The sequence below is a fragment of the Acidovorax sp. sif1233 genome (assembly GCF_019218755.1).
GTDB lineage: Bacteria > Pseudomonadota > Gammaproteobacteria > Burkholderiales > Burkholderiaceae_C > Acidovorax.
Window position 1 is genome coordinate 921479 of sequence record NZ_JAHUWZ010000001.1, and the last position, 24156, is coordinate 945634.

Genomic DNA, 24156 nt, shown 5'->3' on the forward strand with positions numbered 1-24156 from the left:
CGGCTGTTCCGGTGCTATGCCGCTGGGCTCAGGGGTTCAGCGACGCCAGGTTGAGCAGGGAGGCCTCCATGGCGGCGGCCGTGGCCAGCGGCTGCTCCATGGGGAAAAGGTGGCTGCCGTCGAGCATCATCGTGCGGCCCTGGGTGATGCGCAGCGTCATGGCCATGCCCACCTGCTTCATTTCGTCCGAGTCCCGCCCGCCGATGAAGGCGGCCGGGCATTGCAGCGGATGGGTGCTGAGCAGCCGGCCCAGGTTGTGCGGCAGCGTGTTGTAGATGGCGGTTTCCACCGCACGGTCGAATCCGAGCACGCGCTTGCCATCGTGGTCCTGCAGTCCGTGGCTGATGTAGTCCTGCAACACGTCCGGATGCCACTGTGCAAAGGCCTTCTTCTTGCGGAAGTGTTCCAGCGCCTCGTCATTGCTGGCCCAGCTGAAGCGCCGCTGCCGGCTGATCTTGCCGGGCGAGATGGAGCCCACCACCTGCGTGCGCTTGGCCACCCCGACCGCGTTGGCCTTCCAGCCGCCCAGCAGGGGCGAGTCGATCAGCAGCACGCCGCGCACGAGCTCGGGGTGGCGGGCCGCTGCCATCACGCTCAGAAAACCGCCGAGCGAATGCCCTGCCAGAAACACTGGCGCACCCAGGCGCTGGACCTGCGCCGTGGCGAAGTCGGCGAGCTGCTGCACCAGGTGCGGCCAGTTGTTGGTGACGGGGTACCTGGGGTCGTGCCCATACCGATCCACCGCGCTCACTTCGAACCCGCGGGCCCGCAGGTGCTTGAAAAGGACGCGGTAGGTGCTCGCTGGGAAGCTGTTGGCGTGCGAAAAGACGATGGGAAGCATGGGGTACCCGGCAGGAGTGAAGGTCGGGCGCTGCGGCCCCGCGGCCGTCAGATCAGCTTGTCCAGATGGTTGGTGATCTTCTTGAGCGGCTTGCTGCGCGCCGGGTTCACCATGATGGGCACGGTGGTCACGCCGCCGCCCCAGGCGGGGTCTTCGATGCTGTCGAACACCTGGCGCAGCTTCTGGCCCCAGCTGTCGTGCAGCATGCGGAAGTAGGGATTGTTCTCGTCGATGCACACCACTTTCTCGGTCGAGAAACGGTCCACCTCATAGACGACGAGGTCCAGCGGCAGGCCCACCGAGAGGTTGGACTTGAGCGTGCTGTCCATGGAGACCAGCGCGCACTTGGCGGCTTCGTCCAGCGGTGTTTCGGGCGTCAGCACGCGGTCGAGCACGGGCTTGCCGTACTTGGATTCGCCGACCTGGAAGTACGGCGTCTCGGACGTCGCCTCGATGAAGTTGCCGGCCGAATACACCTGGAACAGGCGCATGCCCTCGCCCTTGATCTGGCCGCCGAACACCATGGACACATTGAAGTCCACGCCCGAGCGCTTGAGCGCCGCCCCGTCGCGCTCGTGCACGTGGCGCACGGCGGCGCCCAGCACGCGGGCCGCGTCGAACATGCTCTTGGCGTTCCAGATGGAGATCGTCTCGCCCGAGTCACCATCCTTGAGCTGCTCGGTCTGCAGGATCTCGCGCACCGACTGCGAAATGGACAGGTTGCCCGCCGACAACAGCACCATGAAGCGGTCGCCCGCCTTCTCATACACCATCATCTTGCGGAAAGAGCTGATCTGGTCCAGGCCGGCGTTGGTGCGCGAATCGGACAGGAAAACCAGCCCGGCGTTGAGTTTGATGGCGACGCAATACGTCATGGAAAAAGTGGGGTCGTTGGAAGAGAGGAACCCGCGAGTTTAGTCTGGCGTGGGAAGGCCCCCTTGGGAGGTGGTGCCGGACGGCTCTCCTGTGCTTCGTGGCGGGTATGCGAAATTGATAGCAATGGAGGGGGGATGGACAAGCGCTGCAGGCAATTTTTAATAAGAATCGGCTTGCTGCAACCCCCGCCGCCAACCCGGGGCCACAGCAGTTGGCAAGGCAAGGTCCGCCGAGGGGGCAAAGGGCTATTCCTCCCAGGCCAGGCAGCATGCGCCCGCCGCTCCTATCATCCGCCGCTTCACCTGGAGGGGCCTTGCCGTGTTGAACCCACTGATTTTGTCTGGAACCCGCCGCGCCTGCGCGCTGGCTTTGGTTGCATTGCTGGCGGCCTGTGGCGGAGGCAGCGCGCAAGACCCCGGCGATGGAGGCAACCCTCCGGAGCCACCCCCCGCACCGGCGCGTTCCGGCCAGCTCGAATCCGCCGCCTTGCTTGGCACGGTGCCGGCCGCTGGCATCGCCGCAGCCCTGGCCGCCAAGGAATCGCTGGCCCAGGACGTGGTGCCGCGCTACAGCGTCGCCTCCTACCGGCTCGAATACCTCACCACCGATGCCGACGGCAAGGAGGTGCGCGCCTCCGGCCTGGTCAGCGTGCCGCAAAAGCCAGCCGGCGCCAAGAGCCCGGTGCTCAGTTACCAGCACGGCACCATCTTCCGCGATGCCGAGGCGCCCAGCAACAACGCGGTGGCGTCCGAGGTGTCGGTGGTGCTCGCGTCGCTGGGCTATATCGTGCTGGCGCCCGACTACGTGGGTTTTGGCGCCTCCAAGGGCACGCCCCACCCCTACCTGCTGGCGGCGCCCTCGGCGGCCGCCACGGCGGATTTTCTGACGGCCGCCCGCACCTGGCGCGGCCAGGCCAACGTGGCGGACAACGGCCAGCTCTTTCTGACCGGCTACTCCGAAGGCGGCTACGTCACCCTGGCCACGCACCGCGCGCTGCAGGCGGGCGGATCGCCGCACCTGCAGCAGCTGCGCATGGTGGTGCCGGGCGCGGGGCCCTACAACGTGCAGACCACCATGGATGGCCTGGTGGACCTGGTGCGGCAAGAACAGCCGGTGATCGGCGCACTCATCAACCCGGGCTTCCTGCGCTACCTGGGCGGCAGCGTGCAGCGCGAGGTGCGCCGCCTGCTGCTGCGTGCGCTCATCCCGGGCGATGCCGACGTGGCCTACGACACGCGCTTCATCGACCACTTCCTGGCCGACGATGTGCAGGCCCTGGCCAGCGCCAGCAACGTCTACGACTGGAAACCCAACGTGCCCGTGCGCCTGTACCACGGCCGCGACGACCGCACGGTGCCCTACGCCAGCTCGGTCAGCACCGTGCGCGCCATGCAGAATCGCGGCGCGGGCGACCTGGCCGGCCTGACCGAGTGCCGCGCACGACCGGTGGCCGGGCATCTGCAGTGTGTGCCGCCGTTCATCACCTTCATGCTCGGGCAGCTGGCACCAGTGGCGCAGGATCTTTGAGCCGGGGCGCCGGGCCGGGAGCCTGGCGCCGTCGCCTCAGCCCGCCATCTTCTTGAGCTGGTAGAGCGCATCCAGCGCCTCGCGCGGGCTCAGCGCATCGGGATTGATGCCCGCCAGCGCGGCCTCCACCGGGCTGGCGCCCGCGCCCTCGGGCGCGGCCGGGGTGGCGAACAGGTCCACCTGCAGGTCGTTCTCGCCCGCGCGCTCCTCCAGCGCGGCCAGCGCATGGCGGGCGTGGTGCAGCACCGGCGAGGGCATGCCCGCGAGCTTGGCCACCTGGATCCCGTAGCTGCGGCTGGCCGGCCCGGGCTGGATCTCGTGCAGGAACACGATGTCCGCGCCCGACTCGGTGGCGCTCACGTGCATGTTGATCGCGTGGCGCGCCTTGGCGGGCAGCTCGGTCAGCTCGAAGTAGTGCGTGGCAAAGAGCGCGAACGCGCGGGTCTTGTCGTGCAGGTGCGTGGCGATGCCGCTGGCCAGCGCCAGGCCGTCGAAGGTGCTGGTGCCCCGGCCGATCTCGTCCATCAGCACCAGGCTGTGGGGCGTGGCCGCGTGCAGGATCTGCGCGGCCTCGGTCATCTCCAGCATGAAGGTCGACTGCGCGTTGGCCAGGTCGTCCGCCGCGCCGATGCGGGTGTGGATCGCGTCGATGGGCCCCAGCCGGCAGCTCGCGGCCGGCACGTGGCTGCCCATGCTGGCCAGCAGCACGATCAGCGCCACCTGCCGCATGTAGGTCGACTTGCCGCCCATGTTGGGGCCGGTGATGACCTGCATGCGCGTATTGGCGTTCAGCCGCGTGTGGTTGGCGATGAAGCTGCCGCTCGACGTCTCGGCCAGGCGCGCCTCGACCACGGGGTGGCGGCCCCCTTCGATCTCGATGCAGGGCTCGGGCACGAACTGCGGCGCGCACCAGTTCAGCGTGAGCGAGCGCTCGGCCAGCGTGCACAGCACGTCCAGCGTGGCCAGGGCCTGCGCCAGGCGGGTGAGCGCGGGCACGTGGGGCTGGAGCTGGTCGAGGATCTGCTCGTACAGCCACTTCTCGCGCGACAGGGCGCGCTCGTTGGCCGACAGCGCCTTGTCCTCGAAGGCCTTGAGCTCAGGCGTGATGAAGCGCTCGGCGTTCTTCAGGGTCTGGCGGCGGCGGTAGTCGTCGGGCACCCGGCCAAGGTTGCTGCTTGTCACTTCGATATAGAAGCCGTGCACCTTGTTGAACTGCACGCGCAGGTTGGCGATGCCGGTGCGGGTTTTCTCGCGCGTTTCCAGGTCCAGCAGAAAGGCATCGCAGTTGGTCTGGATGGCGCGCAGTTCGTCGAGTTCGGTATCGAAGCCCGGGGCGATCACGCCGCCGTCGCGCACCAGCGCGGCGGGCTCCTCGGCGATGGCCGCGCACAGCAGGGCGGTACAGCCCTCGGGCGGATGCAGGTGGCTGAAGATCTGAATCAAATAGGGCTCTGGCGCTTGTCCAGAAAGCGCTAGCAGCTCTGATTTTTGTAGCGTCTTGCAGAGCGCGACCAGCTCGCGCGGGCGCACCTGGCGCAGCGCGATGCGGGCGGTGATGCGCTCCACATCGCTCACGCCCTTGAGTTCGCCGCGCAGTGTGGACCAGGGGCCCGCACCGCCGCCTGCGCCGCCCGCACCCCGCAAGGCTGTGGTGGCCGACAGGCGCTGGCGTGCCTCGGCGCGGTCGCGGCGCGGCTCCAGCAGCCAGGTCTTGAGCAGGCGGCTGCCCATGCCGGTCATGCAGGTGTCCAGCAGCGAGAACAGCGTGGGCGCGTCGTCGCCGCGCAGGGTCTTCACGAGCTCCAGGTTGCGCCGCGTGGTGGCGGGCAGGTCGATGAGGTCGTCGCCGCGCTGCACCTGCACGCTGTGCACGTGCGTGAGCGTGCGGCCCTGGGTGTGCTCGGCATAGGCCAGCAGGCCGGCCGCCGCGGCGTGCGCCTCGCCCAGGTCCTGCGCGCCCCAGGCCTGCAGGCTGGCGGCGCCCAGGTTTTCGAGCAGCTTGCGCTCGCCCAGGGCGCTGTCGAACTGCCAGTCGGGCCGGGGGCTCATGGGGCAGTTGAAGGCGCCGCCCTGGCGCAGCGCCTGCAGCTGCTGCTCGAAGCGGTCCGTCACGCCCGCGCTGTAGATCAGCTCGCTGGGGCCCACGCGCGCGATCCACCCGCCCAGTTCGTCCTGCGCGCATTCGGCCAGGTGCACGCGCCCTTGCGTCACGCTCAGCCACGCCAGGCCGCAGCGCGCGCGCGGCGCCTGGTGCACGGCCATGAGCAGCGATTCGGACTTGTCGGACAGCAGCTCCGTGTCGGTCAGCGTGCCGGGCGTGACCACCCGCACGACCTTGCGCTCCACCGGCCCCTTGGCCGCGCCCACTTCGCCCACCTGCTCGGCGATGGCCACCGACTCGCCCATCTTGATGAGGCGGGCCAGGTAGTTCTCCAGCGCATGGAAGGGAACGCCCGCCATGGTCACCGGCTGGCCGCCCGACTGGCCGCGCTGCGTGAGGGTGATGTCGAGCAGGCGCGCCGCCTTTTCGGCGTCGCCATAGAACACCTCGTAGAAATCGCCCATGCGGTAGAACACAAGCGTTTCGGGATACCCGGCCTTCAGGGCCAGGTACTGCTGCATCATGGGGGTGTGGTGCTCGAGCGTGTCGGACATGCGGGGGGCCGGGAAATGAGGCGTGGACTGTAGCAGTTCGCCCGGCACGCGCCGCCGCGGGCCCCGCGCGGCGAAACCTGGCGGCGGGCCCGTGCCGGTCCCTGCGGCGTGTCCGGCGGGCCTCGGGTTTTCCCTTGGGAAAATGCCCCAGGTTTTGAACGAATGTTACGTTTAGACATACTCTTGCCTGTATGCTGGCACTTTGGCTTTTGACCGTCGGCCCCGCCCTGCGCAGGCGGGACCCATCCCAACCGCAGGCTTCAGAGGTTCCAGAGCGACCGTGATCTCGTCCGAACTGTTGACCGATCTCCTCGCCCCCGCTGGTGAGGGCCCCATAGAGCCCATGGCGCAGGCGCGCTTGCAGGCCCTGGTCGATGCCGTTCCGGTGGCATTGATGGAGTTCCGGCTGCAGCGGGGCCGCCTGCTGCTGTTGGCCGCCAACGCCGCCGCCCGCCGCATGCCCGGCCTGGGCGCCGTGCGCAACCCGGGCGCGGATGCGAGCGAGGTGTTCGACCTGCTGGAAGGCACGGCGCTGCTGGACCAGCTGCACGGCGTGGTCCGGGTGGGGGCGCCGCTCGAATGCCGCCAGGTGGTGCGCGAGCCGGGCCGGCTGCTGCTGGCCTGGGATCTTTCTGCCCGCCGCGTGACCAATGACTGCATCGTGGTCACGGTGCGCGATGCCACCGAGGCCGAAACCCTGCGCTCGGCGCTGGCCGCTTCCGAACGCGCGCTGGAGGAGGTGCGCCGCGAGCTGCGCGAGCAGACCGAGGTCTTCAACGCCATGGAGAGCCTGGCGCGCACCGGCCACTGGCGCCGCATCGAAGACCCTGGCGAGACGGTGCTGCTGTGGTCCCCGGGGCTGTGCGAGATCGCGGGTTTCGAGCAGCAGGAATGGGTGGACCCGGAGCGCGCCGTGAGCGGCATCCTGCCCGAAGACCGCCAGGTGTTCGACAAGGTGCGCGAGCGTGGAGCCGGCGGGGATGTGGAATACCGCTGGCGCCGTCCCGATGGCGAGGTGCGGTGGATGCGTTCCCGCGTGCGGCGCACGCTCCCGCGCGACGGGGTGCAGGTGGTGATGGGCGTGGTGCAGGACGTGACGGACGAGCACCGCGCCGCCGAGCAGTTGCGCGAACAGCTGCTGTTCATCCAGCGCATCGCCAGCCGCATTCCGGGCTTCATCTACGAATACCGCCTGCACGCGGATGGCGGCACCAGCGTGCAGTACATCAGCGATGCGGTGCGCGAATTCATGGGCGTGGAGCCGCACGAGGTCACGGCCGACCACGGCGTGCTCATGCACCGCGTGCTGGCCGAGGACCTGCCCCAGGTGCAGCGCTCCGCCATCACCTCGGTGCGCAAGCTGGTGCCCTGGCAGTGCGAATACCGCGTGCGCATGCCCGACGGCAGCGTCCGCTGGCACATGACCAATGCCATTCCGCACCGCGAGCCCGATGGCTCGGTGGTATCGCACGGCTTCACGATGGACATCACGGACCGCAAGCGAGCGGAGCAGGAGATCGAGCGCCTGGCGTTCTTCGACGCGCTGACGGGCCTGCCCAACCGGCGGCTGCTGCTCGATCGCCTGCAGCGCTCCATCGCCGCGTGCCAGCGCACCAGGAACCTGGGCGCGCTGCTGTTCATCGACCTGGACAACTTCAAGGACCTCAACGACACCCTGGGCCACGACATGGGCGACCAGCTCCTGGCGCAGGTGGCCACGCGCCTGGTGGGCAGCGTGCGCGAGGCCGACACCGTCGCGCGCTTTGGCGGCGACGAATTCGTCGTCATGCTCGAAGTCCTGGCGCCCCAGCTGCCGCAGGCGGCCGCGCAGGCGGAAACCGTGGCCGAGAAACTTCTGGCCAGCCTGAACCAGCCCTTCGAACTGGACGGCGCCCAGCACTACAGCACCCCCAGCATCGGCATCACCCTCTTTGGGGACGAACGCCTGAGCGTGGACGAACTGCTCAAACGCGCCGACCTGGCCATGTACCAGGCCAAGGCGGCGGGGCGCAACACCCAGCGCTTCTTCGACCCGGACATGCAGGCGGCCGTCAACGCGCGCTCCAACCTGGAGGCCGACCTGCGCCAGGGGCTGGCGCGGGGAGAACTGCTGGTGCACTACCAGCCCGTCGTGGACCACCAGTCCCAGCTCATGGGCGCCGAGGCCCTGGTGCGCTGGCGCCACCCCCAGCGCGGGATGATCAGCCCCGGCGACTTCATCCCCCTGGCAGAGCAGACAGGCCTGATCCTGCCGCTGGGGCAATACGTGCTGCAGACCGCGTGCCGGCAACTGCAGCGCTGGGCAGAGCACCCGGACACGGCGCACCTGTCCATCTCCGTGAACGTGAGCGCGCGGCAGTTTCGCCAGGCCGGCTTCGTGGCCGAAGTGCTGCAGACCCTGCACAGCCACCAGGCGGACCCGCGCAGGCTCAAGCTGGAGCTGACAGAAAGCCTGCTGCTGGGAGACATCGAGGACACCATCGCGCGGATGGTGCAGCTCAAGAGCGAAGGGGTGGGATTTGCGCTGGACGACTTCGGGACAGGGTACTCGTCCCTGTCGTACCTCAAGAGACTGCCGCTGGATCAGGTGAAGATAGACCAGAGCTTCGTGCGGGACGTGCTGGCGGACCCCAACGACGCGGCGATCGTGCGCACGATCCTGGCGCTGGCCAAGAGCCTGGACCTGCAGGTGGTGGCCGAGGGGGTGGAGACGACGGGGCAGCTGTCGTTCCTGCGGCTGCATGGCTGCGAGGGGTTCCAGGGGTTTCTTTTCGGGCGGCCCGGACCGGTGGGAGATATCGATGCCTTGCTGTATCCCGCACGGTAGGCCCTGCCCGGGGCACGGTCCAGGCACGGCTGGGGGTGGGGCGTGACGCGGGTTGGCGCAGGCGTGGGAGTGTTCCTGGACAAGGTGCTGGACCGCAATGCCCCGGGCGCGCGGGGCTTTGTGCTGGTGGTGGTGGCGGCGCTGGCGGGTGCGTGGCTGGTGGTGCTGGCCGCGATGCACTGGCAGGGCGCGGAACGCGCCGCCGAGCGCGCGAAGCTGCTGCAGCAGACCGTCGACGTGCTGCAAAACCGCATCACCGGCGGTGGCATGCTGGGGGCGGTGTCGCTGCTGGGCCTGAGCGAGCCGCTGCTCAAGGCGATGGCCCGTGGCGAGCTGCCGCCGGACGATCCCGAGGCCCTGGCGCGCCTGGGGGTGGCGCGCGGCCGGTTCCTGGTGAGCGGGGTCTACGTGATGTCCGGCGACGGCACCGTGGTGGCGCACGAGACGCCGGGCACCCGTTCCACCGGCCTGAACCTTGCGTTCCGGCCCTATTTCCAGCAGGCCATCAAGGGCGCCATCAGCGTGTATGCCGCGATCGGCAGCAACTCGCAGGAGCGGGGCCTGTACTACGCCGCGCCGCTGTACGAAAGCGACACGCCGTCGAGCACGATCATCGGCGTGGTGATGTTCAAGGTGGGCTTCGAGTCGTTCGACGAAGTGCTGCGGCGCACCGAAATGCCGACCGTGCTGTTGTCTCCTCACGGTGTCGTGTTTGCGTCCACACGGCCCGAATGGCTGTTCGCCGTGGCGCCGCCGCTCACCCAGGCGCGCATTGACGCGATCCGCGCCTCGCGCCAGTTCGGCAATCATTTCGACAAGGGCCTGGCGTCCGCCCTGCCTTTTGCGCCGGATGCGGGCGAGGTCGTCCTCGACGGAATGACCTATGCGGTGGAGCGCCGCCGCGTTGACTGGGGCGACCCGGGCGGCCAGTGGCAGCTGGCGATGCTGGACGATGTGAGCGCGCTCATGCCCGCCACCGAGCGCCTGCAGGTGGGGGGCGGGGCGTTCGTGCTGCTGTGCCTGCTGGGCCTGCTGCTGCTGGATCTGCTGCGCAGCCGCGCGCGGATGGCCGCCGCGCTCGAGCGTTTCAGCGTGCTGGGGGCCGCGCTCGAAAGCAGCCCCGCCTCGGTGGTGATCACGGACGGGGATGGCCGCATCGACTGGGTCAACCCGCAGTACGAGCGCAACACCGGGTACACGCTGGAAGAGGTCCGGGGCAAGAAGCCATCGATGGTCGCCAGCGGCCAGACCCCCGCACGGACCTACCAGGACATGTGGTCCACGTTGCTGTCGGGCCGTTCCTGGCGGGGCCAGTTCGTGAATCGCCGCAAGGACGGAACCATCTACCACGACGAGGCCACGCTGTCTCCGGTGTTCGATGAACGCGGCAAGCGCATCGCCATCGTCGGCCTGCACGCCGATGTGTCCGAGCGCATCCAGGCCCAGCAGGAGCTGGAGCGGCGCGAGCGCCTGCTCAATGAGCTGCTGGAGCAGCAGACCGCGATCTTCGACAACGCGCCTCCCATCGTCTTGCTGTGCGATGGGCAGGTCCGCCAGTTCAACCCGGCGTTCATGGAGCTGATGGGGGGTACCGCGTCCCAGTTGCTGGGGCAGGGCGTGTCGGCGCTGTTCGGCGGCGCGGCCGGCTCGGACCGGTTCAACGCGCGCGTGGGGGGGGACCTGGCGGCTGGCGAGGCCGTGCGCGAGACCACGTCCCTGTGCCGCCTGGACGGCAGCCGGTTCGAGGCGCGGCTGGCGGGCCGAAGCCTGCAGATGGACGGCTGCAGGACCGCCTCCATCTGGGTGATCGAGGATGTCAGCGAACAGCGGCGCGCCGAGATCGCGATGCAGCAGGCCAAGGAGCGGCTGGAACTGGCGCAGGAGGCCGGCAAGATCGGTGTGTTCGACATCGACCTGGCCACCGGCCAGGTGTTGTGGAGCGAAAAGCTCCTGGCCATGTTCGGCCTGCCGCCCGGCACCGGGGAGCGTACGCAGCAGGACTGGATGGAGCGCCTGCACCCCGAGGACCGCGACCGGGCCGCCGCCGCGTTTGCCGGTGCGCTGGCGGGGGGCGAGATGCATCTGCGTGATTCGTGGCGCATCGTGCGGCCGCAGGGCGAGGAGCGCTGGTTCCTGTCGGCCGCCCGCATCTTTCGCGACGGCAGGGGCAAGGCGGTGCGCGTGGTGGGCGTCAACGTGGACGTCCACGACCAGAAGCTGCTCGAGGCCCGCGTGGCCGAGCAGCTGGACTTTCAGCAGGCGCTGATCGACGCCATTCCCGTGCCCCTGTTCTACAAGGGAGCGGATGGCCGCTACATCGGCTTCAACCGCGCCTACGAGCAGGCCTTTGGCGTGCAGCGCGAGGCGCTGATCGGCAAGACGGTGCTGGACCTGGCCTTCCTGCCCGAGGCCGAGCGGGAGCGCTTCGACGCGGATGCCGAGGAAGCCCTGAACGGGGTCCAGTCGGTGCACAAGGAGGTGGACCTGCCGTATGCCGACGGAATGGTCCACCACACCCTGTTCTGGCTGCACGGATTCTCGCGGCCCGACGGCTCGCCCGGGGGCGCCATCGGCACGTTTGTGGACATCACCGACCGGCAGCGCGCCGAGCAGGACCTGCGCCGCGCCAAGGAGCTGGCCGAGGAGTCCACCGCGCTCAAGTCGAACTTCCTGGCCAACATGAGCCACGAGATCCGCACGCCCATGAACGCGATCATCGGCATGTCGCACCTGGCGCTCAAGTCGGGCCTTTCGGCGCGCCAGCACGACTACGTGAGCAAGATCCAGCAGGCGGGCCAGCACCTGCTGGGCGTGATCAACGACATCCTCGATTTTTCCAAGATCGAGGCGGGCAAGCTCACGGTCGAGAAGCAGCCCTTCGTGCTCGACCGCATGCTGGAGAGCGTGTCCGACGTGGTGGGCTACAAGGCCGGTGCCAAGGGGCTGGAGCTGGTCTGCGACGTGGGGGCCGACGTGCCCCCGAACCTGGTGGGGGACTCGCTGCGGCTGGGGCAGATCCTCATCAACTTCGCCAACAACGCCATCAAGTTCACCGACACCGGCGAGATCAGCATTGCCGTGCGGCTGGTGGAGGAGGCGGGCAACCGCGTGCTGCTGCGCTTCGAGGTGCGCGACACGGGCATCGGGCTCACCGTGGACCAGATGGGGCGGCTGTTCCAGAGCTTCCAGCAGGCGGACACGTCCACCACGCGCCGCTACGGCGGCACGGGGCTGGGGCTGGCCATCTGCAAGAGCCTGGCGGAACTGATGGGCGGCGAGGTCGGCGTGCAGAGCATCCATGGCCAAGGCTCCACCTTCTGGGTCGCCGTGCCGCTCGAGCGCGGGGCACCCGCGCGGATGCTGCTGCCGCCGCCGGACCTGCGGGGGCGCAGGGTGCTGGTGGTGGACGACAACCACACGGCGGCCACGGTGCTCTCCGACATGCTGCACGCCATGGGCTTCGAGGTGGAACAGGCCTATTCCGGGCTGGAAGCGCTCGACAGGCTGCGCGAATCCATGGCGCGGCACCAGCCTTTCGGCCTGCTGCTGCTCGACTGGCACATGCCGGGCATGGATGGCATCCAGCTGGCGGGCCACATCCGGGGGCTCGGGATGGCGCAGGTGCCCAAGATGCTCATGGTCACGGCCTACGGGCGAGAGGATGTGATGCGCGCCGCGCGCGCGCAGGGCATCGACACGGTGCTGATCAAGCCCGTCAACGCGTCGCTGCTGTTCGACACGCTGATGCAGCCGCTGGAACACTCCACCTACAGCCCGCGCCGCGCGGTCACCCCGGCGCCTGCGGCGGACGAGCTGCCGCTCGCGATCCGGGGCGCGTCCGTGCTGCTGGTGGAAGACAACGAACTCAACCAGATGGTGGCGGTCGAGCTGTTGCGGGAAGCCGGTTTTTCCGTCGATGTGGCCGAAAACGGCCAGATTGCGATCGAGCGCATCGAGCGCAAGCCCTATGACGTGGTGCTGATGGACATGCAGATGCCCGTCATGGACGGAGAAACCGCCACGCGGCGGCTGCGCAGCGACCCGCGGTATGCCCAGCTGCCCATCGTGGCCATGACGGCCAACGCGATGGAGGCCGACCGCCAGCGCTGCTTTGCCGCGGGCATGAACGACCATGTGGCCAAGCCCATCGAGCCCGCGGCGCTCTGGAGCGCCTTGGGCCGCTGGATCCGGCCCCGGCCAGGCCTGGGCAAGCCGCCCGCGCCGGGCCTGCCCGCCACGGCTCCGCCGGATGGCGAGGCGGCGCCCGGCCTGTCCTTGCCCACGGTGGCGGGGCTGGACACGGCCCTGGGCCTGCAGCGCGCGCTGGGCAAGCCGGCCCTGTACGCCGAGATGCTGCGCCGGTTCGTGCAGGGACAGTCACGGGTGCTTGCCGACATGGAGCAGGCCAGCGCCGGCGGCGACACGGTGCTCGCCGAGCGCCTGGCGCACACGCTGCGTTCCGTGGCGGCCAACATCGGGGCCGAGGAGGTGTCCTCCCATGCCCAGGCGCTGGAGCACGCCCTGCGCAGCGGGCAGGAGGCGGGTGCCGCCGCGGCCCTTCTGGGGGCCGTGGACTCTGCGCTGCAGCCCCTCCTGGACGGCCTGCAGGCGTGGATGCAGCGGCACCGGCCGGCGGCGCCGGACAGCGTGGCTGGCGCGGGTGCGGGCCACGAGGGGCTGGACGGCGCAGGTGCCCTGCAGCACCTGCGCGGCCTGCTGGAGCAGGACGATCCTGCAGCGCCGGAGTTTTTCCAACACAATGCCCCTGTGCTGAAGCCCGTGCTGGGGAGCGCCTTCACGGTGGTCGAGATGCACACCCTGAATTTTGATTTCGAGCAGGCCCTGGGGGCCATGGCCGATGCGCCAGGCTCCGAACACCCTGCCGCCCACACCCCCTGAGCGGCACAACACGCAGGAAATTCCATGGACAACGCGCCCTTTGCCTCCCCGCAGGCCGTTCTCGTTGAAAAACCGATCGCCACGGTGCTGGTGGTGGATGACACGCCCGACAACCTCACCCTGATGGGCAGCCTGCTGCGCGAGCATTTCCTGGTGAAAGTGGCCAACCATGGGGAAAAGGCCCTGAAGATCGCGCAGTCGGGCACGCCGCCCGACCTGATCCTGCTGGACATCATGATGCCCGAGATGGACGGCTACGAGGTCTGCCGGCGCCTGAAGGCCGCGTCCGCCACGCGCGACATCCCGGTGATCTTCCTCACCGCGCGCTCCGACCCCGATGACGAACGCATGGGCTTGGCGCTGGGCGCGGTGGACTACATCACCAAGCCCATCAGTCCGCCCATCCTGCTCGCGCGCGTGAACACCCATCTGGCGCTCAAGGCCACGGCGGATTTCCTGCGCGACAAGAGCTCCTACCTGGAGCGCGAGGTCGCCATGCGCACGCTGGAGGTGCAGGCCATCCAGGACGTGACCATCATGGCCATGACCTCGCTGGCCGAGACGCGCGACAACGAAACCGGCAACCACATCCGCCGCACCCAGCTGTACGTGAAGACGCTGGCCGAGCGGCTGCGCCACCACCCGCGGTTCGAGCCGGTGCTCAACGACCGGATGATCGAGCTGCTCTACAAGTCGGCGCCGCTGCACGACATCGGCAAGATCGGCATCCCCGACAGCATCCTCCTGAAGCCGGGCAAGCTCACCGTGGAAGAGTTCGAGATCATGAAGACCCACACCACGCTGGGCCGCAACGCGATTGAGGAGGCCGAGCGGCGCCTGGGCATGCGGGTGGCTTTTCTGAGCGTGTCCAAGGAGATCGCCTACTGCCACCAGGAAAAGTGGGATGGCTCGGGCTACCCGCAGGGGCTGGCGGGGGATGCCATTCCGGTGTCGGCGCGCCTCATGGCCGTGGCCGACGTGTACGACGCGCTCATCAGCAAACGGGTCTACAAGCCCGCGTTCTCGCACGACCAGGCGTGCAACACCATCGTGCGGGGCAAGGGCACGCATTTCGACCCCGACATGGTGGATGCGTTCGTGGACATTGCGGAAGATTTCCGCAGCATTGCCCAGAAATACCCCGACCCGAACTGAGCACAGTCCCGATAGGGGACGGTGCTCAGGCATACATCAGAACGGCGCGTCTTCGCTCTTGGGGGCGTCGGCCTGTGGGGCGGTACCCGCGGTGTCGGACTCCACATCGGCTGCAGCCTCGGCTTCAGCGCTGACGGGTGCGTCTGCCGCAGCCGCCTGGCGCACGGCCGCCTTGTCGCCCGCGCTCGCAAACTTGCTGTACTTGCCCAGGATGGGCACCAGCTGGCCGTAGATGCGGGGGTTGCCGGCCAGGCATTCGCGTTGCTCCAGGAAGTCGGCTTCGCCCGTGAAGTTGCCCACCAGGCCGCCGGCCTCGGTCACCAGCAGCGAGCCGGCGGCCACGTCCCAGATCGACAGGCCGGTCTCGAAGAAGCCATCCGTGAAGCCCGCGGCCACGTAGGCCAGGTCCAGGGCGGCGGCGCCGGGGCGGCGCAGGCCGGCGGTGCGCTGCATCACGTCGGCCATCATGTTCAGGTAGCTCTTGAAGTTGTCGCCCGGGCGGAAGGGGAAGCCCGTGGAGATCAGGCAGTCCTTGAGCTGGGTGCGCTTGGAGACGCGGATGCGGCGCTCGTTCAGGTAGGCGCCGCGGCCCTTGGTGGCCGTGAACAGGTCGTTGCGCGAGGGGTCGTAGATGACCGCCTGCTCGACCTTGCCGCGCACAGCCAGCGCGATGCTGACGCAGTACACGGGAAAGCCGTGGATGAAGTTGGTGGTGCCGTCCAGCGGGTCGATGATCCAGACGAATTCCGAATCCTTGGCGCCGTATTCGCTGCCCGACTCCTCGGCCAGGATGCCGTGGCCGGGGTAGGCCGTGAGCAGCGTCTCGATGATGATCTTTTCGGACGCGTGGTCCACTTCGGTCACGAAGTCGTTGATCTGCTTTTGCGAGATCCGCACCGATTCCACGTCCAGGGCCGCGCGGTTGATGATGGCGCCGGCGGCGCGTGCGGCCTTGATGGCCACGTTGAGCATGGGGTGCAGATTGGACGACATAGATTGTGGTGGTGGGCAGGGCGCCCGCCGAAGGGGCAGCCTGCGAATCAGGAGCGGTGCGATCCGTCCCGGCGATGCGGGCGGCGACAATGAGGGCGGGATTTTACCCGCAGTGCCATTTTTTGCCTAACCCGCGGGCCTTTGTCCGCACCGCTTCCACGCTTCGCCTGTCCTGTTCGTGCCCCGCACACCCTCCTTTTCCGCTGCCATGAAGACCCGTTTTGTCCTGATCAACACCAGCCACGCCGGCAATGTGGGCGCCGCCGCCCGCGCCATGAAAACCATGGGTTTTGACGACCTGGTGCTGGTGGCCCCGCGCTGGGCCAACGTGCTGCGGCGCGAGGAGACCATCCAGCGCGCCAGCGGCGCCCTGGACGTGCTGGAGAACGCCCGCATCGTCGCCACGCTGGACGAGGCCCTGGACGGCATGAGCCACCTGTGCGCCACGGCCATGACCCCGCGCGACTTCGGGCCGCCCACGGCAGCACCCCGTGCGCATTTCGATTTGCTATTAAAAAATGAGCTATCAGCGCTTGACGGAAAGGCGCTGGAGGCCAAAAACACCCACAACATTGAGGAATCGGCACCCACCGCATCGGTGGCGGGCCGCCAGGCAGGCGTGGCCTTTCTGTTTGGCTCCGAGCGTTTTGGCATGACCAACGAAGACGTCTACCGCTGCCACGTGGCGCTCTCCATCCCCACCAATCCCGGCTTTGGCTCGCTCAATCTGGGCGCGGCCATTCAGGTGATTGCCTACGAATGGCGCATGGCGCTGGGCGGATTCCCGGTGCAGGACGCCACGCCCGCCCGCGCCCTGGCCGACGCCGCCCAGGTGGCGGGCATGCTGGGCCATTGGGAGCAGGCGCTCACCACCATCGGCTTCCTGGACCCCGCCGCGCCCAAGAAGCTCATGCCCCGCCTTAACCAGCTTTTCAACCGCGCGCAGCTGGCCCCTGAGGAAATCCACATCCTGCGAGGTGTCGCCAAGGCCATGATCGAGGCGAGCCAGTCAAAACGATAGACTGTGCAGCCCATAAACACATAACGAAAAGAACCGATGTTCGCCCGCTTGCGTTCCGATATCCAGTGCATCCTCGACCGCGATCCTGCCGCGCGCAGCACGTGGGAGGTGATCACCTGTTATCCGGGCCTGCACGCGATCTGGCTGCACCGCCCCGCGCACTGGTGCTGGAACAACGGCCTCAAATGGCCCGGCCGCTTCATCTCCAACTTCTCGCGCTGGCTCACCGGCATCGAGATCCACCCCGGTGCCAAGATCGGCGAGCGCGTGTTCTTCGACCACGCCATGGGCGTGGTGGTGGGCGAGACTGCCGAGATCGGCGACGGCTGCACCATCTATCAGGGCGTGACCTTGGGCGGCACCTCGCTCTACAAGGGCGCCAAACGCCATCCCACGCTCGGAAAGGATGTGGTGGTGAGCGCCGGTGCCAAGGTGCTGGGCGGCTTTGAAGTGGGCGACGGCGCCAAGATCGGCAGCAACGCCGTGGTCATCAAGCCGGTGCCCCCGGGCGCCACGGCGGTGGGCATCCCGGCGCGCATCATTCCGTCCAAGGCGGGCGAAAGCGCCGACGTGACCGAACCCCAGCAGGCCCGCAAGTTCACGGCCTATGGCATCACGCAGGAGGACGACCCCCTCTCGCAGGCCATGCGCGGGCTGATCGACAACGCCTCGTCGCAGGAGCACCAGATCGCGCTGCTGTGGCAGGCCATCGAGAAACTGTCCGCCAACCCGCAGAACAAGGACTGCGTGCCGTGTGATGCGGCGCTCAAGGAGCAGTTCGAGGCGGGCAAGCTCAACGAGCTGGTGGGCAAGTAGCGGCTTGCCTGCGCTGCATTCAAGAATCAGAATGCTATAAAAATTATAGCTGCCAGCGCTTGTTGAATAAGCGCTGGCAGCTATTTTTTCTTTGAACCGTGAGAAATCAGGCCGGGCGAGGCGCTCGCACCGCGTTCTTGGGCCGGAACGCCTTGCAGACTTCGTCGCGCGTTTCCAGATACGGGCCGCCAATCAGGTCCACGCAGTACGGCACGGCGGCAAAGATGCCGGGCACGATCTGCTTGCCGTCGGCGTCCTTCAGGCCTTCCAGCGTCTCGGCAATCGCCTTGGGCTGGCCGGGCAGGTTGATGATGAGGCTCTGGTCGCGCACCACGGCCACCTGGCGCGACAGGATGGCGGTGGGCACGAACTTCAGGCTGATCTGGCGCATCTGCTCGCCAAAGCCCGGCATCTCCTTGTGCGCCACGGCCAGCGTGGCCTCGGGCGTCACGTCGCGCGGGGCGGGGCCGGTGCCGCCGGTGGTCAGCACCAGGCAACAGCCTGCGTTGACCAGCTCGATCAGCGCGGCGCTGATGCCGTCCTGCTCGTCGGGGATCAGGCGCGATTCAAAGGCGATGGGGTTGAGCAGGGCGCGCGCGAGCCAGTCCTGCAGCGCGGGCAGGCCCTTGTCTTCATAGACCCCGGAGCTGGCGCGGTCGCTGATGGAGACGATGCCGACCTTCACCGGGTCGTGTCGGGCCTCACTCATCGCCGTCGTCCTCGTCGATGCCGCTGGCATCATCCGTGCCCGTGCCGCCCAGGTGCTCGCGCACCAGCTGGAACAGTTCGCGGTAGGCGCGGCCCTTGCGTGGGGCCAGGCCTTGCGACACGGCGGCCTTGTCGGCGGGGGGCGCATCCTTGCGCGCCTGGCGGATCAGCGCGCGCAGCTGCTGGGTGTCGGTGCCGGGGTGTTCGGCCATCCAGGGGGCCAGCGCCTCGTCGTCGGCGATCAGGCGGTCGCGCCAGTGTTCGGCCAGGTGCAGCTGCATCTTTTCGGTGGCCGAGCCCTTGTGCTGCTCCTGCAGCGCCTGGCGGGCCGCCTGCACCAGCTCGGGTTCGAGCTTGCGCATGATCTTGCCCACGTACTGCATCTGGCGGCGCTTGCCCTCGAAATTGGTGATGCGCTTGGCCTCGGCCAGTGCGTCCACCAGCTTGTCGGGCAGGCCCACGGCGTCGAACAGGTCGGCGCGCAGCGTCAGCAGTTCCTTGCCCAGCTCCTGCAGTTCGTCGCTTTCGCGCTTGAGGTCGGTGCGGCTGGCATCGGGCGTGCCTTTGAGTTCGGCCTTGAGCTGAATGTCCATTTCGCTGCCTTCGGCAACGAACTGGCCTCGCACAAAGTAGCCTTTTTTGGGTTTGCGTGACATGGGTGGGGGCAAAAAGAGAAGCGGCGCAGAGCGCGCCACAGCGGCAAGTATCATAGCTTCCGCTATGAATAAACCCTCCACCCGCGCCGCGCGCCTCCAAAGCGCCCCGCCCGCCGCGCAAGCCCCTGCCACTTCCCGCGCCACCCCTGACAGCGGTTTCAGCTACAGCCGCCCCTTCTTCGAGGAACTGGTCGACCGCGCCCTGGCCCATGCCAAAAAGCTCGGCGCCACCGACGCGGGCGCCGAGGCGTCCGAGGGCTGCGGCCTGTCGGTCAGCGTGCGCAAGGGCGAACTGGAGAACGTGGAGCGCAACCGCGACAAGTCGCTGGGCGTGACGGTCTACATCGGCAACCGCCGCGGCAACGCCAGCACATCCGATTTCTCCAGCAGGGCGATCGAGCAGACCGTGCAGGCCGCGTATGACATCGCCCGCTTCACGGCCGAAGACCCCGTGGCGGGTTTGCCCGATGCCGACGACATCGCCCCCGCGGACACACACCGTGACCTGGACCTGTTCCACCCCTGGGCCCTCACGAGCGAAGAGGCCGCTGAAATCGCCAAGGCCTGCGAGGCCGCCGCGCTCAAGACCCACCGCCGCATCACCAACAGCGAAGGCGCGGGCGTGTCGGCGCAGCAAAGCCATTTCTTCAGCGCCCACACACGCGGCTTTCGCGGCGGCTATGCCAGCTCGCGCCACAGCTTCTCGGTGGCGCCCATCGCCTCGCTGCCCGGCCGCAACGCAGAGATGCAGCGCGACGCCTGGTACAGCTCCATGCGCGACGCCACCGAACTGGCATCGCCCGAGGCCGTGGGCCGGTACGCCGCGCAGCGCGCATTGAGCCGTCTCGGGTCACGCAAGATCCCCACCACCCAATGCCCCGTGCTGTTCGAATCCACCCTGGCCGCTGGCCTGCTGGGCGGCTTCGTGCAGGCCGTGAGCGGCGGCTCGCTGTACCGCAAGAGCAGCTTCCTGCTCGACTCGCTGGGCAAGATGGTGTTTCCCAAGCACATCGACATTCTGGAAGATCCCTTCATCCTGCGCGGCAAGGGCAGCTCGCCGTTCGACGAGGAGGGCGTGCGCGTGGCGCCCCGCAAGGTGGTGCAGGGCGGGCGCGTGCAGGGCTATTTCCTGTCCAGCTACTCGGCGCGCAAGCTGGGCATGAAGACCACGGGCAACGCGGGCGGCTCGCACAACCTGGTGATGACATCGCGCCTCACCCAGGCCAGCGACAACCTGGACGCCATGCTGCAGAAGCTGGGCACGGGCCTCTTCGTGGTCGAGCTCATGGGCCAGGGCGTGAACTACGTGACGGGCGACTACTCGCGCGGTGCGAGCGGTTTCTGGGTCGAGAACGGCAAGATTGCCTACCCCGTGCACGAGATCACCATCGCGGGCAACCTCAAGGACATGCTCAAGGGCATCGAGGCCGTGGGCGCCGATGCCTACAACTATGGCGCCAAGACCGTGGGCTCCATCCTCGTGAACCGCATGAAGGTCGCAGGCAGCTGAGCGGACGGCGGACGGGCCCGTTCAGGGCAACTTCCGGCAAACAAGGGCCCTCGCCATGGCGAGGGCCTTTTTGCATTCGGCCCCTGAACACCGGGCCGCGCGGCCGTGCGGCCGAGCGGGTCCATCGACGGGACACACGCCGGCATCATTGCGTGTTGACATGATACAGACCTGTATGTAGTATTAAGAACATACAGGTCTGTATCTATCTTTTGAAAGGTCACCATGCATTCCCCTCTCCAGTCCATCGCCGTCTATGGCGCCACGGGCCACACCGGCCAGTTTGTCGTTCGCGAGGCCCGGCTGCGCGGCCTGCCCGTGGTGGCGGTGGGGCGCAGTGCCGCCCGGCTTGGCGCGTTGTTTCCCTCCGGCATCGCCTGCCGCGTGGCGGGCCTGGACGACCCCGGCGCGCTCGGGCAGGCCTTCGCGGGCTGCGCGGTGGTCATCAACTGCGCGGGTCCTTTCCTCGACACCGCGCCCCCGGTGGCGCAGGCCGCGCTGCGGGCCGGCTGCCACTACATCGACGTCACGGCGGAGCAGCCCAGCGCGCAGACGAGCTTTGCCGACCTGGATGCGCCAGCGCGGGCCGCCGGGCGGGTGGTGATGCCGGCCGCCGGCTTCTATGGAGGGCTGGCCGATCTGCTGGCCAGCGCGCTGGCCTCGGCGGGGCGCATTGACGAGATCACGGTGGCCATGGGGCTGGACCGCTGGTGGCCCACCGCGGGCACCCGCGAGACGGGCGAGCGCAACAAGGCGCCGCGCCAAGTGGTCCAGGGCGGTGCCCTGGTGCCCCTGGTCCCGTCGTCCGATGTGCCGGACTGGACCTTCGCACCGCCGCTCGGGACGTATCCGATGGTGGAGCTGCCGTTCAGCGAAACGATCACGCTCGCGCACCATCTGCGGGCCGACACGATCCGTTCGTTCCTGAACCGCTCGGCGCTCGCGGACATCCGCGATGCGGCGACGCCGCCGCCCACGGCGGTGGACGGCAGCGGCCGGTCGGCGCAGCGCTTCGAGCTGGCGGTGCGGCTTGTGCAGAACGGGCAGGCCCGCACGGCGGGCGTGCGCGGGCAGGACATCTATGCCGTGACGGCGCCCCTGGTGATCGAGGCGGCGCAGCGCCTGATGGCACCGTCGTTCCAGCGCAGTGGGGCACTGGCCCTGGGGCAGGCCGTGGACCCTGCGGACACGCTGCGCTCGCTGCACGGCCGGGCCCTGGAGGTCTTCGGCGACGCGCTGCCGCGCTGAGGCGAAGACAGGCCGGGCTCAATAGGCGGCGGGCTCAATAGGCGGCCGCCGCGCCGCCGCCGGGCGGCGCCTTCGGCCCGCTGCCGCCGAAGTGGGCCCGCAGCCTGCGTGCCGCGTTGGCGAACATCAGCACATCCACGCCCACGGCCACGAAGGTGCAGCCCAGGTCGAGGTAGCGCTGCGCCAGCGTGGGGTCGGAGGTGAGGGTGCCCGCGGCCTTGCCGCTGGCGATGATGGTCCGCATGGCGCCTTCGATGGCCGCCTGCACCTCGGGGTGGCCGGGGTTGCCCCGGTGGCCCATGGAGGCGGCGAGGTCGGCCGGGCCGATGAACACGCCATGCACGCCGTCCACGGCGCAGATGGCGCCGAGGTTGGCCAGCGCCGTGGTGGTCTCGGCCTGCACCAGCAGGCACACCTCGTCGTCCGCGATGTTCAGGTAGTCGGTGCGGGCGCTCCACTGCGACGCGCGGCCCACGGCGCTGCCCACGCCCCGGATGCCCAGCGGCGGGTAGCGCGTGGCCGCCACGATGCTCCGTGCCTGTTCGGCGGTGTCCACCATGGGCACGAGCAGGGTCGTGGCGCCGATGTCCAGCATCTGCTTGATCAGGGCCGTGCTGCCTTCCACCACGCGCACCACCGGCTGCGACGCGTGGGCGGCCACCGACTGCAGCGCGGCCAGGGTGCTGCGCACGTCATTGGGCGCGTGCTCGCCGTCGATCAAGAGCCAGTCGTAGCCACAGGTGGCGGCGGTTTCCGCCAGGTACGGGTCGGCCATGGAAAGCCACAGGCCGATTTGCGGGCGGCGGCCGGCGAGCGCGGCCTTGAAGGGGTTGTGTGCGGGCATGGGATTCCTTGTGGGAGGGGAGCTGGGCGCCGCATGCGGCGCCGCGCGAAAGCTGCGGGTCAATCGAGCCCGCCCTGGCAGACGTACTTGGTGTGCAGGTAGTTGTCGAGGCCGTGCGTGGAGCCCTCGCGGCCGTAGCCCGACTCCTTCACGCCGCCAAACGGCGCGGCCTCCGCCGCCAGCGCCCCTTCGTTGACGCCCACGATGCCCGTCTCCAGCGCATCGGCCACGCGCCAGATGCGGCGCACGTCCTGGCTGTAGAAGTACGCGGCCAGCCCGAAGGGCGTGTCGTTGGCGGCGGCGATCACTTCCTCTTCGGTGTCGAACACGGTCAGCGGCGCCACGGGGCCGAAGGTCTCTTCGCAGGCGCAGGCCATGGTGGCGTCGGCGCCGGTGAGCACGGTGGGCGCGTAGTAGGTGGCGCCCAGCTCGGCCAGGCGCCTGCCGCCCGTGAGCACCCTCGCCCCCTTGGCCACCGCGTCATTCACGTGGCGCTCGATCTTCTGCACGGCGCGGCCGTTGATCATGGGGCCGATCTGCGAGGCCGGGTCGCTGGCCGGGCCGACCTGCAGCGCCGCCACGCGCGCCGCGAGCTGGTGGGCGAACGCCTCGAACACGCGGCGCTGCACGAACACGCGGTTGGGGCACACGCAGGTCTGGCCGCCGTTCCTGAACTTGGCGGCCATGAAGCCGTCCACGGCGGCGCCGACGTCGGCGTCCTCGAACACGATGAAGGGCGCGTTGCCGCCGAGTTCGAGCGAGAGTTTCTTGAGCGTCTCCGCGCTGCGCCGCGCCAGGTGCTTGCCCACGGGGGTGGAGCCCGTGAAGGTGATCTTGCGCACGCGGCTGTCGTCGAGCCACACGTCCACCACCTCGGGAGTCTTCTCGCGCGAGGCGGTGACGATGTTGAGCACCCCCGGCGGCACGCCGGCTTCGTGCGCGAGCAGCACCAGGGCCAGGGAGGTCAGCGGCGTGTCCTCGGCGGGCTTGCAGACCACGGTGCAGCCGGCGGCCAGGGCCGGGGCGATCTTGCGCGCGATCATCGCGGCCGGGAAGTTCCACGGCGTGATGGCGGCCACCACGCCCACGGGCTCGCGCAGGGCGAACATGCGCCGGCCCGGCACAGGCGCGGGGATGACCTCGCCGTTCATGCGCGTGGCCTCTTCGGCGAACCATTCGATGTAGCTGGCGGCGTAGGCCACTTCGCCCTTGCCCTCGGCCAGGGGCTTGCCCTGCTCGCGCGAGATGAGCTTGCCCAGGTCGTCCTGGTGGGCCAGCACGAGGTCGTTCCAGCGCTTGATGATGGCGGCGCGCTGCTTGGCGGGCACCTTGCGCCAGGCGGGAAATGCGGCGTGGGCCGCGTCCAGGGCCGCCAGCGCCTCGCCAGCGCCGGAGTCCGGCACGCAAGCGATGGTGTCGCCGGTGGCGGGGTCGGTCACGTCAAGCCGGGCGCCGGTGGCCACGGTCCATTCGCCACCGATGAAGTTGGCGCTGCGGATCAGCGCGGGGCGGGTGAGGGTCAGGGGCATGGTTTTCAATGAAATAGGCCGGAAGCGCTTGTGCAACAAGCGCAGAAAGCT

The 24156-nt window shown here is 68.7% G+C and carries 16 protein-coding genes; 8 read left to right on the forward strand and 8 right to left on the reverse strand.

Annotated elements, in window-relative coordinates; translation table 11 throughout:
• Positions 1 to 28: 28 nt before the first annotated feature.
• Both KW843_RS04185 and KW843_RS04190 read right to left on the reverse strand, forming a co-directional pair.
• Positions 29 to 841, reverse strand: a complete 813-nt coding sequence (locus KW843_RS04185) for an alpha/beta fold hydrolase (RefSeq protein ID WP_218293831.1) — start codon at positions 839 to 841, stop codon at positions 29 to 31.
• A gap of 47 nt (positions 842 to 888) precedes the next feature.
• Positions 889 to 1716 (reverse strand): proteasome-type protease, encoded by an 828-nt coding sequence (locus KW843_RS04190; RefSeq protein WP_218293832.1) that lies wholly within the window; start codon positions 1714 to 1716, stop codon positions 889 to 891.
• Between the two features lie 319 nt (positions 1717 to 2035).
• Between KW843_RS04190 and KW843_RS04195 the strand changes: the two genes are divergently transcribed.
• Positions 2036 to 3244 carry an alpha/beta hydrolase family protein gene (locus KW843_RS04195; protein ID WP_370628429.1) on the forward strand — a complete coding sequence of 403 codons (1209 nt, stop codon included), beginning with the start codon at positions 2036 to 2038 and terminating at the stop codon, positions 3242 to 3244.
• Between the two features lie 36 nt (positions 3245 to 3280).
• Here the strand turns inward: KW843_RS04195 and mutS are convergent, their stop codons facing one another.
• Positions 3281 to 5899 (reverse strand): DNA mismatch repair protein MutS, encoded by a 2619-nt coding sequence (gene mutS / locus KW843_RS04200; protein ID WP_218293833.1) that lies wholly within the window; start codon positions 5897 to 5899, stop codon positions 3281 to 3283.
• A gap of 280 nt (positions 5900 to 6179) precedes the next feature.
• Here mutS and KW843_RS04205 point away from each other — a divergent pair, with 280 nt between their 5' ends.
• The 3 genes from KW843_RS04205 to KW843_RS04215 are packed head-to-tail and all read left to right on the forward strand — an operon-like array spanning position 6180 to position 14780.
• The gene (locus KW843_RS04205) at positions 6180 to 8726 is read left to right on the forward strand and encodes a putative bifunctional diguanylate cyclase/phosphodiesterase (protein ID WP_370628430.1); all 2547 of its coding nucleotides are present in this window, start codon (positions 6180 to 6182) and stop codon (positions 8724 to 8726) included.
• Between the two features lie 42 nt (positions 8727 to 8768).
• Entirely contained in the window at positions 8769 to 13625 is a 4857-nt protein-coding gene (locus KW843_RS04210) for a PAS domain S-box protein (protein WP_218293834.1), read from the forward strand.
• 24 nt (positions 13626 to 13649) lie between these two features.
• Positions 13650 to 14780 (forward strand): two-component system response regulator, encoded by a 1131-nt coding sequence (locus tag KW843_RS04215; RefSeq protein WP_218293835.1) that lies wholly within the window; start codon positions 13650 to 13652, stop codon positions 14778 to 14780.
• 36 nt (positions 14781 to 14816) lie between these two features.
• Here KW843_RS04215 and KW843_RS04220 read toward each other — a convergent pair whose 3' ends face one another.
• Positions 14817 to 15773 (reverse strand): inositol monophosphatase family protein, encoded by a 957-nt coding sequence (locus tag KW843_RS04220; protein ID WP_218293836.1) that lies wholly within the window; start codon positions 15771 to 15773, stop codon positions 14817 to 14819.
• Positions 15774 to 15981: 208 nt separating this feature from the next.
• On the opposite strand from KW843_RS04220, the gene KW843_RS04225 reads away from it, so the two are divergent.
• Both KW843_RS04225 and cysE read left to right on the forward strand, forming a co-directional pair.
• A complete protein-coding gene (locus tag KW843_RS04225; RefSeq protein ID WP_218293837.1) occupies positions 15982 to 16794 on the forward strand; it encodes an RNA methyltransferase in 813 nt (270 codons plus the stop codon).
• Positions 16795 to 16830: 36 nt separating this feature from the next.
• Positions 16831 to 17610, forward strand: coding sequence for a serine O-acetyltransferase (gene cysE, locus KW843_RS04230; protein ID WP_218293838.1), 780 nt, complete (start codon positions 16831 to 16833; stop codon positions 17608 to 17610).
• Positions 17611 to 17716: 106 nt separating this feature from the next.
• Here the strand turns inward: cysE and mog are convergent, their stop codons facing one another.
• Entirely contained in the window at positions 17717 to 18319 is a 603-nt protein-coding gene (mog, locus tag KW843_RS04235; RefSeq protein ID WP_218293839.1) for a molybdopterin adenylyltransferase, read from the reverse strand.
• A complete protein-coding gene (gene yjgA, locus KW843_RS04240) occupies positions 18312 to 18974 on the reverse strand; it encodes a ribosome biogenesis factor YjgA (protein WP_218293840.1) in 663 nt (220 codons plus the stop codon). Before yjgA ends, mog begins: the two co-directional genes overlap by 8 nt.
• A 64-nt stretch (positions 18975 to 19038) precedes the next feature.
• Here yjgA and pmbA point away from each other — a divergent pair, with 64 nt between their 5' ends.
• Together pmbA and KW843_RS04250 are read left to right on the forward strand one after the other, a co-directional pair.
• Positions 19039 to 20484 carry a metalloprotease PmbA gene (gene pmbA / locus KW843_RS04245; RefSeq protein WP_218293841.1) on the forward strand — a complete coding sequence of 482 codons (1446 nt, stop codon included), beginning with the start codon at positions 19039 to 19041 and terminating at the stop codon, positions 20482 to 20484.
• Positions 20485 to 20709: 225 nt separating this feature from the next.
• Positions 20710 to 21732, forward strand: a complete 1023-nt coding sequence (locus KW843_RS04250) for a saccharopine dehydrogenase NADP-binding domain-containing protein (RefSeq protein ID WP_218293842.1) — start codon at positions 20710 to 20712, stop codon at positions 21730 to 21732.
• A 34-nt stretch (positions 21733 to 21766) separates the two neighbouring features.
• On the opposite strand, the gene hpaI is transcribed toward KW843_RS04250, so the two are convergent.
• Positions 21767 to 22576: a 4-hydroxy-2-oxoheptanedioate aldolase gene (hpaI, locus tag KW843_RS04255; RefSeq protein ID WP_218293843.1), complete on the reverse strand. Its 810-nt coding sequence runs from the start codon at positions 22574 to 22576 to the stop codon at positions 21767 to 21769.
• Positions 22577 to 22635: 59 nt separating this feature from the next.
• On the reverse strand, positions 22636 to 24105 hold the full coding sequence (locus tag KW843_RS04260; RefSeq protein WP_218293844.1) for an NAD-dependent succinate-semialdehyde dehydrogenase: 1470 nt from the start codon (positions 24103 to 24105) through the stop codon (positions 22636 to 22638).
• Positions 24106 to 24156 lie beyond the last annotated feature (51 nt).